6 protein-coding genes and 1 pseudogene are annotated in these 12,158 nt (G+C 51.6%); 5 read left to right on the plus strand and 2 right to left on the minus strand.

Annotation, left to right across the window (positions count from 1 at the left end):
- Positions 1 to 125: 125 nt before the first annotated feature.
- Positions 126 to 8,708, plus strand: a complete 8,583-nt coding sequence (locus tag SOM40_RS12130) for a GH36-type glycosyl hydrolase domain-containing protein (protein WP_320530031.1) — start codon at positions 126 to 128, stop codon at positions 8,706 to 8,708.
- Between the two features lie 19 nt (positions 8,709 to 8,727).
- Here SOM40_RS12130 and SOM40_RS12135 read toward each other — a convergent pair whose 3' ends face one another.
- Positions 8,728 to 8,961: a YnaE/YdfK family cold shock protein gene (locus SOM40_RS12135; RefSeq protein ID WP_032992301.1), complete on the minus strand. Its 234-nt coding sequence runs from the start codon at positions 8,959 to 8,961 to the stop codon at positions 8,728 to 8,730.
- A 153-nt stretch (positions 8,962 to 9,114) separates the two neighbouring features.
- Here SOM40_RS12135 and SOM40_RS12140 point away from each other — a divergent pair, with 153 nt between their 5' ends.
- The 4 genes and pseudogenes from SOM40_RS12140 to SOM40_RS12155 all read left to right on the plus strand — a co-directional run.
- On the plus strand, positions 9,115 to 9,291 hold the full coding sequence (locus SOM40_RS12140; RefSeq protein WP_213076229.1) for a YnfU family zinc-binding protein: 177 nt from the start codon (positions 9,115 to 9,117) through the stop codon (positions 9,289 to 9,291).
- A 79-nt stretch (positions 9,292 to 9,370) separates the two neighbouring features.
- The gene (locus SOM40_RS12145; RefSeq protein ID WP_280713838.1) at positions 9,371 to 9,643 is read left to right on the plus strand and encodes a hypothetical protein; all 273 of its coding nucleotides are present in this window, start codon (positions 9,371 to 9,373) and stop codon (positions 9,641 to 9,643) included.
- A 202-nt stretch (positions 9,644 to 9,845) separates the two neighbouring features.
- Positions 9,846 to 10,754 (plus strand): kdo(2)-lipid IV(A) palmitoleoyltransferase, encoded by a 909-nt coding sequence (gene lpxP / locus SOM40_RS12150; RefSeq protein WP_280713837.1) that lies wholly within the window; start codon positions 9,846 to 9,848, stop codon positions 10,752 to 10,754.
- Positions 10,755 to 11,049: 295 nt separating this feature from the next.
- Positions 11,050 to 11,163: pseudogene (locus SOM40_RS12155) on the plus strand (VapC toxin family PIN domain ribonuclease); the annotation flags it as partial.
- Positions 11,164 to 11,351: 188 nt separating this feature from the next.
- Here the strand turns inward: SOM40_RS12155 and SOM40_RS12160 are convergent.
- Positions 11,352 to 12,119 (minus strand): alpha/beta fold hydrolase, encoded by a 768-nt coding sequence (locus SOM40_RS12160; RefSeq protein WP_320530032.1) that lies wholly within the window; start codon positions 12,117 to 12,119, stop codon positions 11,352 to 11,354.
- Positions 12,120 to 12,158 lie beyond the last annotated feature (39 nt).

Here is a 12,158-nt window from a genome sequence, read left to right on the forward strand (position 1 = left end):
TCCTATACTTATGTTAGATTCCGGCAGCTGTTAAATCCCTGATGCCTGACGCCCATCCTGAGAGAACGTTTCTGAACTGATTTCGCAACTGCTCCTGCGTGCTAACGTTGCATCAGAGCAATGCTATGAAAATGAACCCCAAAGTGTGGTTTAACCGCTCCCGTATTCCGAGGGATGCTGCTGAAAACGTAACGTTTTCAGCGAACGATCCTGCCGGTGAAAGTCCTCCGCGGTTAGAACTCTTTTCGACCGCCCAGATGGAGCGCTACGGTCAGAAGCTGGCGCGAACCCATAAATTATCACCGGATAAACATCCTTATTATCTTCTGAAAAGGCTTGGCGACAATGAGGCTATCATCACTCAAAACTGCTATGAGCTTAACGCGGGTAAAAAGACCAGTATCATGCCCGCCGGAGAGTGGTTGCTGGACAATTACTATCTGATTGAAGAACAGATACGCACTGTCCGCCAGCACTTACCAAAAAGCTTTGGTAAAGGACTCCCGTCGCTGATGTCGCCGCTGAATTGCCCACGAATTTACAACATTGCATCAGAGGCTATTGCTCACGGTGATGGCCGCTGGGATGCCGCCAGTCTGACCAGCTATCTCACAGCTTATCAACAGGTGACACCTCTGACATTAGGTGAAGTCTGGGCATTACCGGGAATGCTGCGCCTGGCGCTGATAGAAAATCTCCGTCGTATAAGCGTGGAAGTGGTAAAAGCGCAGCAGGACAGAAATCTGGCCGATACGTGGATAACAAGGATTTTCGAATGCGCCGAGAGTGCGCCTGGTGATTTAATCATGGTAGTTGCCGACATGGCACGCTCCCGGCCTCCTTTAACCAGTGCGTTTGTCGCCGAACTGGTGCGGCGCCTGCAGGGGCATGGTAACGCGCTGTCGTTACCTCTGAACTGGGTTGAACAGAGCCTTCGGGAACAGGGGATCACCTCCGACGTTCTCATACATAACTTTAATCAACAGCTTGCCGCCAGCCAGCTGTCTGTCAGCAACAGCATCGCGGGTCTGCGGTTACTGAGTGAAACGGACTGGGCTGATTTCGCCGAAACGATAAGTGTCGTCGAACAGGCTTTACGTAATGATCCTGCCGGGATCTACCCCCGGATGCACTTCAATACCCGGGATCATTACCGACACGTTGTTGAGGTCCTGGCCAGAGACAGTGGTCTCAGCGAGCCAGAGGTTGCTGACAGAGTACTGCGGCTGTCAGGAAAGAATGCTCCCGATACACCGGAACATCATGTTGGTTATTATCTCGCAGGCGAAGGTCGACAGGCGCTGGAAATTCATCTCCTGGCAGATACTTCAAGTCTCATACGCTTGCGGCACAGTTTCAACAGAATAACCCTGCTGTCATGGCTTGGAAGCCTGGCGTTGTTGACCACCGCAACAACCGCGGCAATTTTGCACGAAACTGCCATGCAGGGCGCACAGTGGCTGTTGATCGCAGTGATACTGCCTTTGATTATCGCTTTAACTCAGTTAATAAGTGATTTACTCAGTGACGCAACCACCCGCTTTCGTGTTCCTCGCCCGTTGCCGGGAATGGATTTTTCAACCGGTATTCCCGCTGACAGCGCCACCCTGTTAGTCATCCCCTGCATGCTGACCAGCCACCAAAGTTTCACTAAGCTCCTTACCAGCCTTGAAGTCTGTTGGCTGGGGAATGAAAACGAAAATCTCAGGTTCGCGCTGCTCACTGACTTCGCTGATTCTGAAAATGAACCCTCGCCAGAAAGTCACATACTGCTGAGACAGGCGATCGCCGATACGCAGGCGCTGAACCGCCGCTATCCCTCCGGGCGGCCACGTTTTTATCTGCTACACCGCCAGCCTGAATGGAACTCCGCTGAAGGAACCTGGATGGGCTATGAACGCAAGCGGGGAAAGCTGGCGTTACTGAACAGCTGGTTACGCCATCCGGGGACACAATTCGTCAGCGTAGCAGACATGCCTACCCACCTTTTACCAGGTCACATTAAATACGTTATTACCCTGGACAGTGATACGTTGCTGCCGCGCGATACGGCACACAAACTGGTCGCGGCAATGGCACATCCGCTGAATACGCCAGTATATGATCCAGTAAGCCAGAGGGTTGTCAAAGGATTCGGCATTCTGCAACCCGGCCTTGCAGAGGAGATACCACGCAACGGTCAGGGGCGTTACGCAGCGCTGCGCAGCAGCATACCGGGCAATAACCCCTATTCGATGATGTCTTCGGATATTTATCAGGATCTGTTTGGGGAAGGATCGTTCGTGGGCAAAGGGATTTACGATGTTGATATTTTTATGCAGGCCACCGCCAACACCTGCCCGGAAAATCTGGTCCTCAGCCATGACCTCCTCGAAGGATGCTATGCCCGTTCGGGTCTGCTGAGTGAGGTGTTGCTCTACGAACAATACCCTAATAATTATTTGTCGGATGTTGCACGGCGTTCACGCTGGATCCGGGGTGACTGGCAACTGCTTAACTGGCTGAAACCACGCGTCAGAAAAGCCGATGGAACCCGAGACAGGAATCCGCTGACCGCGCTTTCTTACTGGAAATTACTTGATAATCTGCGGCGCAGTCTGGTCGCCCCCTCTTTACTGGTATTGCTGTTCTTTACCCTGCTTGGGGTACCCAATCCGGTTTACTGGCTGGGCGTACTTTCACTGATATGGCTATTACCATCCATCCTCTGCATTGCCCATGATCTTCTGCATAAACCTCTGCGTCGCCGCCTGAAGCCGCATCTGTTACTGGTGGGGGCGGGCGCGCTGAAGCGTTTGTCAGGTATCGGGATTAATTTTGCGGTACTGCCACACGAAGCCGGATATTCGTTGAAGGCGATTGCCGTGACGCTATGGCGACTGGGGATCAGCAGGCGTAGCCTCAGCCAGTGGGTCATTCACAGCCACGACAGCAATCAGTCCACACCCGCTTTTGCGCGGTTTTATCAGGCGATGTGGCTGAATGTAGCCTGTGGCGTGACGCTGATAATACTGACCGGACAATTTGCACCACAACTGCTGGGAATTGCGTTGCCGATCGGTATGTTATGGTGTGTGGCACCGCTGCTGATGAGCTGGCTGAGTCGCCAGCCCGTGCGTAAGGTGTTTTCGCCAAATCAGGAACAAAAACAGCTGTTACGCCAGACTGGCCGTGAAATCTGGGCGTTTTTTGAAACCTTTGCCACAGAAAAAGAGAACTGGCTTCCGCCTGATAACTACCAGGAACTACCGCAACCGAAGGTGGCCCATCGCACTTCCCCTACCAATATTGGCCTTTCCCTTATGGCTAACCTGACGGCATGGGACTTTGGCTATCTGCCCGGCGGAGAGGTGCTCCGGCGCGTGTCGCTCACGCTCGACACGCTGGATAAAATGGAGCACTACCGGGGCCATCTCTACAACTGGTATGACACCCGTACGCTGGCCCCCCTCAGCCCACGCTACATCTCGAGTGTTGACAGCGGCAACCTGGCGGGGCATCTGTTGACCCTGCGTGCAGGGCTGTCCGCCATGCGTCATCAGCCTGTTTTAAACAGCCAACAAATACTGGAAGGACTGAACGATACGCTGGGTATTCTGGAAAACCAGTGGGGTCAGAATCCCCCGGACAGCCTGCGGCTGCTGCGCAAACACTACCTGTTCGCGGTGTCGCTCTCTCCGCAGGCATTTTTCAGCGAGCTGAAAAACATGCGCACCCAGAGCAACCATCTGATCACGCAATGTCATCATGGAGCCCCCCTCCAGATGCGCTGGGCAGGACATCTGGAGCATCAGCTGGTTCAGCTTTGCCATGAGTGGTCGCTGCTGCTTGGCTGGTTACCTGCATCCTGGAACAAACAAACGCTGCCGACGCTGAGCGAGCTTGCCCGGGAGACATTTACCGGTAAAGAAACACCCTCTGCATCAGCGACGGGGCAGGCCCGGATGCGACTCAATATTATCACCGAGCTTGAACAGCGGCTGGATGAACATGCCCGGATGGATTTCGCCTTCCTGTACAACGAAGCAACCAGTCTGCTCAGTGTTGGTTATAACTGTGACACAAATACGCCTGACAAGAGCCACTATGATCTCCTGCCGTCTGAAATTCGCCTGACCAGTTTTCTTGCCATTGCGACTAATCAACTTCCTCTTAAAAGCTGGTACGCGCTGGGTCGACTTTTTACCACGATTGATAATGAAACTGCCCTGATGTCGTGGAGCGGATCCATGTTTGAATACCTGATGCCGAATCTTGTAATGCCTACCTGGCCTGGTAGCCTGCTCGATGAGATGAGTCAGTCGGCAGTTATGCGCCAGATCCACTGGGGGAAAGAACGCGGAGTACCGTGGGGGGTTTCAGAGTCTGGTTATCATGCTTTTGATGTTCAGTATAATTATCAGTATCAGGCCTTTGGCGTGCCGGGCCTCGGTCTGCGCAGGGGGCTTGCTGATGACATGGTTGTCGCCCCTTATGCCACATTGCTGGCGTTGATGGTCTCTCCACAGAAAGCCTGTGAGAACCTGTTCAGGCTGCAAAAAAATGGCGCACACGGCGAATATGGTTTTTATGAAGCGCTGGATTATACCCCCTCACGCCTCGCATCTGGTCAGCTCTATGCGGTGGTTCAGTCCTGGATGGCACATCACCAGGGCATGGCATTTCAGGCGTTGGCCCATGTATTGCTTGGGGCCCCCATGACTGAGCGATTTATGTCCAGTACGACCTTCCGTTCAGCGAGTCTGTTGTTACAGGAGCGCGTGCCGGATGCGCTCGATCTCTACAGCCCACGTCGTCATTTTGAATCTCATGAGGGCAGAGTCAAACCCGTTCGCTATGAACCCCGCATTTTCAATGGGGTGGACACGCCAGCTCCGGATATTCAGCTCCTGTCCAACAGTCAATATCATCTGATGTTGACGGTAGGCGGTGGCGGTTACAGTCGCTGGAAAAATATTGCTCTTACACGCTGGCGCAGTGATACCACCCGAGATAACTGGGGAGCATTCTGCTATATCCGCGATATGCAGACGGGCAACGTGTGGAGCAATACCTGGCAGCCGACAGGCAACGCCAGCGAACACGAAGAAGAAGTGATATTCACCGATGCGAGTGCTGAATTCAGACGTACCTTTGGTGGACTCAGCGTCAAAACTCAGATTGTTATCTCCCCGGAAGATGACATTGAACTGCGACGTCTCACACTCATTCATCGTGGACGCCAGCCCCGCTCTCTGGAGCTGACAACCTATGCCGAAGTGGTACTGGCCCCTGATGCCAGCGATCTGGCACACCCGGCATTCAGCAATCTGTTTATTCAGACTGAACTTGAACCTGAGCGTGACGCTATTCTTTGCCACCGGCGCCCGCGCACCCCGGATGAACCGAGTCCCTGCTTGTTTCACATGATGGTGGTGCATGGCGATACACTTCATACCGTCTCATTTGAAACGAATAGGGCAAAATTTCTTGGCCGTGGCAGAAGTCCTGCTGATGCCCTGGCAATAGAGGCTGGAGGAGCGCTTAGTAACACGTCGGGGTCAGTACTGGATCCTGTACTGGCGATACGCCATGCCATCATTATGCAGCCGGGGCAGACGGTCACGATTGATATCATTTATGGCATCAGCGAGACCCGTCAGCAAAGTCTGGCTCTGCTGGAAAAATACCGCGATTACCCTATCGCTGATCGCGTCTTCGAACTGGCCAGGTCTCACAGTCAGGTGGTATTACGTCAGATGAATGCCAGTGAAGATGATGCCACGTTGTTTAATCGTCTCGCCAGTGCAGTGCTTTACCCTGTCCAGGAGCTGCGAGTCGAGGGACAGGCGATCAGCCGCAACCGTCGCGGTCAGTCCGGTCTGTGGGGCTGGGCAATTTCAGGCGATCTGCCGATAGTGCTGCTGAGTATTACCAGCGAAGAAAGTATCGCTGCCGTGACCACTCTGATTCAGGCACACCGGTACTGGAGACAGAAAGGGCTGGAGGTGGATCTGGTGATCCTCAATAACAGTCCCGGCGGTTATCAGCAGGGATTACAAAATCAGATTATGGAGTTAATTTATGCCGGGGCTGAAGCCAGTCTGCTGGATAAAACGGGTGGGCTTTTTGTCCGTAATGGCGAGCATCTCTCCGCTGAAGATAAGTTGCTTTTGATGAGCGTGGCCTGTCTTTATCTTGATGATCGTGCAGGTGGAATTGGTGAGCAGCTTAATCAGCGTATTCATACTCTCAAACCTCCGGCCAGAGCATTCGTACCTCACGCAGTCCGGGAACGTAATCAGCACAAGGAGTGGAATCCCGATGTCGGTCAGTTACAACATTTCAACGGATACGGTGGGTTTTCTCAGGATGGTCGGGAGTATCAGATTGTCCTGCGGGAAAATGCGCTGACACCGGCACCATGGTCAAACGTACTGGCAAATTCCCGTTTTGGCAGTGTGATTTCAGAGGCGGGACAGGCCTATACCTGGTATGAAAATGCGCATGAATACCGGTTGACACCCTGGGAGAACGATCCGGTGAGCGATCGCAGCGGCGAGGCGTTTTATCTGCGCGATGAAGAGAGCGGCGAGTACTGGTCGCCAACGGTTTTGCCTGTTCGCGGACACGGTGATTACCTGACGCGCCATGGTTTTGGTTACAGCGTCTTTGCCCATCGTGAAAGCGGTATAGACAGCGAGTTGACTGTTCTGGTTGCCGAAGACGCGCCGGTTAAACTTGCACTCCTGACGCTCAGTAATACGTCGGGCCGGACACGCAAACTTTCCGTAACTGGCTATGTGGAATGGACGCTGGGTGAATCCCGACCTCGCTCGGCTCCTCACATTGTGACACAGGCAGCCAGTGTTCCTGGCGGCTGCGGGGTACTGGCGAACAACTTTTATGGTGATAACGGCGGTGACCGTACTGCATTTTTTGCCGTCAGCGGTAATGACTGTTCGCTGACTGGTGACCGCCGGGAGTTTATCGGTCGCAACGGCTCGCTGCACGCCCCGTCTGCGATGAAACTGCTCAGGCTATCAGGTAAGACGGGCGCCGGCCAGGATCCCTGCGGGGCGGTGCAATCTGCCGTCAAATTAATCGACGGCGATCAGAGGACCTTTATTTTCATCCTTGGCGCTGCTGAGAATCATGCTCGCGCTCAGGAGACGCTTGCCCATTATATGAACGAAGATGCGGTCCGCCAGGCGCTGAACCGGGTTCATATCCACTGGCACAATATGCTCGATAAAATTGTGGTTAACACCCCCGACACGTCCGTAAATTTACTGGTTAATGGCTGGCTAATGTATCAGACAGTAGCCTGTCGTCTTATGGCCCGCAGTGGTTACTATCAGTCTGGTGGGGCATTTGGTTTTCGCGATCAGCTGCAGGATACGCTGGCACTGAGCCATGCTGCTCCGGATCGAATGCGTGAACAGATAATGCTCTGTGCATCACGGCAATTTATCGAGGGTGACGTGCAGCACTGGTGGCACCCGCCACACGGAAACGGTGTGCGTACCCGCTGTTCCGATGACTACCTGTGGCTTCCTTTTGCTGTTTGCCACTATGTTGAAACGACGGGGAATATGGATGCACTGGAAACACGCATTCCTTATCTTGAGGGACGGCCGCTTCAGCCGGGTGAAGAGTCAGTCTATGACACGCCGGTCATCAGCGGCACCGAAGAGACACTCTGGTTACACTGCGTCAAAGCTCTTCAGTATGGACAGCGGTTCGGGGGGCACGGCCTGCCGCTGATGGGGGCAGGTGACTGGAATGACGGGATGAACCAGGTGGGTATCGAAGGCAAAGGTGAAAGCGTCTGGCTGGGCTTCTTCCTGTACGATATTTTGCAGCGGTTTGCAGCGCTGGCGGAGCGCAGGATGGATGAGAATGTCGCCTCTATGTGCCGTGCACAGGCCCTGCGTCTGCAAAGCAATCTCGAAGCCCATGCCTGGGATGGTGAATGGTACCGGCGCGGGTATTTTGATGATGGTACTCCCCTGGGGTCGAAAGCCTCTCAGGACTGCCGGATCGATGCGATTGCGCAGAGCTGGTCTGTATTGTCCGGGGCCGCAGACCCGGGACGGTGCGCAAAGGCCATGCAGGCGCTGGATAAGCACCTTGTGGATAACGAAGGAGGGCTGATCAAACTGTTAACGCCTCCTTTCGACGGACACGGCCCGAATCCGGGCTACATACAGGGGTACCTGCCCGGCGTGCGGGAAAACGGAGGGCAGTATACGCATGGCGCCATCTGGGCAGTGATGGCCTTTGCCCGAATGGGGAATGCCGAACGAGCCTGGCAACTCTGGTCAATGCTCAACCCTATAAATCACACCCTGAATGCGGACTCGGTCGGGATTTATAAAGCTGAGCCTTATGTCATGAGTGCTGATGTCTACAGCGTCGCTCCCCATACCGGACGTGCAGGGTGGAGCTGGTATACCGGTTCCGCAGGCTGGGCCTGGCGTTTACTTACCGAGGAATTACTGGGGATAAAACGTTCCGGCACTGACTTTAGTGTTCATGCCAGGTTACCGGATGCGTGGTCGTCTTTTTCTATGGCATATCAGTATGGTGAAAGCCATTATCAGATTAGTGTTTCACGCGGCGATGCAGAATATTGCGTGACGCTGGATGGTGTTCTCCTCCCTGATGACAGAATACCGCTGAAGGATGATAGACAAAACCATACGGTTGAGATCATTCAGAACTGACGCTGATCCCGGAGGTGCATTAACGTCTGCCGTTAATGCGCTGATTATCCCTGAGAACGTCAATCGCTGTCTGCATGGCGATTTTGTCATCCCTTTTTTTTTGCCTGCCCTGCATGACCTGAAGGTATTCCAGCAAGGTTCGGGTATTAATCGGTCGGCCCTGTTTACCCACAGCCAGCACGGCTTCGCCAAGAATAATTTTTACTGGCGGTAGCTGGGACGGGTACCAGTCAAGGGTGTCTTCTGATTTCATTATAAATTTCTCATGGAAGGGTATTATATCATAAATCGGACGTTCAATTTTCAATATCTGCTATCGTGATTCAGTCATAAATCAACATAACTTAACCCGGCTGTTTTTAGAGTAAAGCGTATAATAATTAATGTATTCCTCAGAGAGTTATTTATGTCTTATACAAATGGGCTCAGGTATTTTAAAGAAAGACCGGTTCATGTTGCCTGCCCGGTATGCGCACACAGAGCCGATCAGAAAGCAGGTAAACTAAGAAAAGATGCGGTTCTTGAGTGCCCTGCCTGCGGACTGTTGTTCAGACCTTCAGAATGCTGGTGTATCGGCGGCTGATCAGCTTCTGCCACTTAACGTCAGTGATGTCGGGAAATGACAACATTTCTCCTGTACTGCAGTTGTCGAGGGTATGATAATGAAATCTAAAAAATCTGTTTTTATTGAAGGACATATCCTGTCAAACAGCTGTCACGGGCAGGCCGGTCAACCTTTCTGTATTCACCGGGTCAGGTTTAGTAATGGTAAATATGCGATTATTCGGATGGCATCCGGAATATGTTTCAAACCAGGCGAAATTATTCAACGAAACGATTGTGAGTGGTTTTATAAACTTACCAAAATTCGGCTTTTTTCTTTTGAGTACCTTGATGATGATGAATCAAGAAGACAATTCCTTGAGTATCAATGATAAAACCATGGATTTATAACAGAATAAATTTGCTGACTTACAATTCATTCCTGGCTCTTTAAATTCTTTACCAGGCATTGCAAAATTATTTTTTCTGAATTTAGATGGGTTTAAATTGTCTAAAACAAAATGTATCGCTAAAGACAAATTGCCTCATTGTTTTCCTTTTGCGTTATAACCTTCATTAGCATTAAGGAAATTTATGGCACAGACTTTTACTCATAATTTACTTCATCCTCGCCACTGGCTTACCTGGTCTGGTTTGGGTCTGCTGTGGCTTCTCGTTCAACTTCCTTACCCGGTTTTACATATTCTGGGCTCTGGCCTTGGAACAATATCCAGACCCTTTCTGAAACGCCGGGAAGGGATTGCGATTAGAAATATCGAACTGTGCTTTCCCGAGATGACACCGTTTGCCCGGAGCCAGATGGTCAATAAAAACTTTGCTTCTCTCGGGCTGGGACTGATGGAAACAGGAATGGCCTGGTTCTGGAGCGATGCGAGAGTCAAAAAATGGTTTGATGTCGAAGGGCTTGAAAACCTGACCGGTGCGACAAGAGGAGTAATGGTTGTAGGGATTCATTTTATGTCCCTTGAGTTGTGTGGAAGAGTAATGGGGTTATGCCATCCTATGATGGCAACGTATCGCCCACACAATGATCCATTAATGGAATGGGTACAGACAAAAGGGCGTATGCGTTCAAATAAGGCTATGATTAATCGACGTAATTTATCAGGTTTTGTTCATGCGCTAAAAGCAGGTGAAGCCGTTTGGTTTGCACCAGACCAGGATTATGGGTCTAAAGGAAGCGTTTTTGCACCTTTTTTCTCGGTAAAAAAAGCAGCCACGACGAACGGAACGTATGCTCTGTCAAAACTCGCTGGTGCACACTTGATCACACTTAGCATGATTCGACGTAGCGATAAAAAAGGTTATCACATGTATATCAGCAATCCGTTGTCAGGCTATCCAGGGGAAGACAAGGTCGCCGCAGCGGCTTATATGAACAAGATCATCGAGCGTGAAATTCTCCGTGCTCCTGAGCAATACCTGTGGATGCATCGCAGGTTCAAAACGCGTCCTGAAGGCGAAGTCTCTTTATACAAATGAACAACTCTACTTGTCATGAGCCAGAATCTATCTTTCTTGCCACTGCGTATTTGTAAAAATGCGATAAGGAATTTTCGATCGGATTCATGTTAACGATGGCTTGACTGACAGCCAAAGTTAATCAATTGAACCGGTTTGGATTTGAAGGTCCGTTTTTCGCTCATAGCGGACGTGTCTTTTGCTGTCACCCCTTCTGTTAGATCTCATTCATGTAGTAATCAAACACTATCTTATCCATCTTTTGAGTGGAAATCTGACTGTACCTTTTTCGGATCTCAGCGGAAAAAGAGATGAACTACGGCTAGCCGGGACGCCGATCGGTCCGAATGACACGGCGCTCGCCGGACACCCCATTACGGCCGGCGCAATCCTAGTGACAAATAATTCGCAGGAGTTTGAGCGGGTGTAGGGTCTGGTGCTGGAAGACTGGACTCGCTAGATACCCTGAGGAAAACGCCCGCCTTTACCACAGGCGGACGATCTTTCTTCTGTTTATTTCGAAGGCAACTAACACTGAATACCCCGGCAGTTGCAGCGCAGGAAAAATGCGGGACAGTGCTCCTGACGGGAAGATCGCTAAAAACAGGACAAAAACGTTTATTTCGCTGCTTCCTCAATAAGTGAGGCTACGTCCTGAGGGTGAGAAACCATCACGACATGGGATGCCTCTTTGATCACCACGGTGTGCTTTGATCCCGCACGTTCAGCCATAAAACGCAAACTTTGGGCAGGGATATTTTTGTCGCTGTCACCATAAATGAAGTAAGAGGGCACTGTTTTCCAGGCAGGAGCCCCCGATTTTTCAGTTAATGCTGCTTCGGTCACAGGTCGTTGTCCTGCTGCCATCAGCGCAGCTTTTTCAGCTGACACGTCATGAGCGAATTGCCGATGGAACTTCGACTGCTCAATGTACAGATCGACGTTACCATCAGCCAGCTTAACCGGCGCGGAAAGTGCCTCGCCAAGGGTGCTGCCCGGGAATTTCCCTGCCAGTTCAGCGGCCGCTTCACCTGCGTCAGGAGCAAATGCGGCGACATAAACCAGGGATTTAATATTGTTCTTTTCCCGGGCTGCGTTCGTTATTACCTGGCCACCATAGGAATGTCCGACAAGTACAACAGGTCCCTTAATATTGTTCACAACAGAAGAGACGTAAGCCGCATCAGTCGAAACACTGCGCAACGGATTAGCCGCTGCGAAGACGTTATATCCGTCTTTTTGCAGGATCCGCGTGACATCATTCCAGCTTGATGAGTCAGCAAAGGCACCATGAACCAGGACAACAGTCGGCTTTGTGGCTTCGGCGAAAGCACTGGCAGACAGCAGAGCGGTAGCAATGGCGAGGGAGGCAGCAAATTTAGACATGATAGTTCCCCTTTTTAACACAGTTGATGGGTGTGGCCT

Source organism: Leclercia sp. CFBP8987, assembly GCF_034044995.2.
In the GTDB taxonomy this organism is placed as follows: domain Bacteria; phylum Pseudomonadota; class Gammaproteobacteria; order Enterobacterales; family Enterobacteriaceae; genus Enterobacter; species Enterobacter tamurae.

Bases quoted from the DNA above. Each gene is read 5' to 3' on its own strand.
- SOM40_RS12130 (WP_320530031.1), top strand. From the start codon at position 126: ATGAAAATGAACCCCAAAGTGTGGTTTAACCGCTCCCGTATTCCGAGG.
- SOM40_RS12135 (WP_032992301.1), bottom strand. From the start codon at position 8,961: ATGAAATCAGAAGACACCCTTGACTGGTACCCGTCCCAGCTACCGCCA.
- SOM40_RS12140 (WP_213076229.1), top strand. From the start codon at position 9,115: ATGTCTTATACAAATGGGCTCAGGTATTTTAAAGAAAGACCGGTTCAT.
- SOM40_RS12145 (WP_280713838.1), top strand. From the start codon at position 9,371: ATGAAATCTAAAAAATCTGTTTTTATTGAAGGACATATCCTGTCAAAC.
- lpxP (WP_280713837.1), top strand. From the start codon at position 9,846: ATGGCACAGACTTTTACTCATAATTTACTTCATCCTCGCCACTGGCTT.
- SOM40_RS12160 (WP_320530032.1), bottom strand. From the start codon at position 12,119: ATGTCTAAATTTGCTGCCTCCCTCGCCATTGCTACCGCTCTGCTGTCT.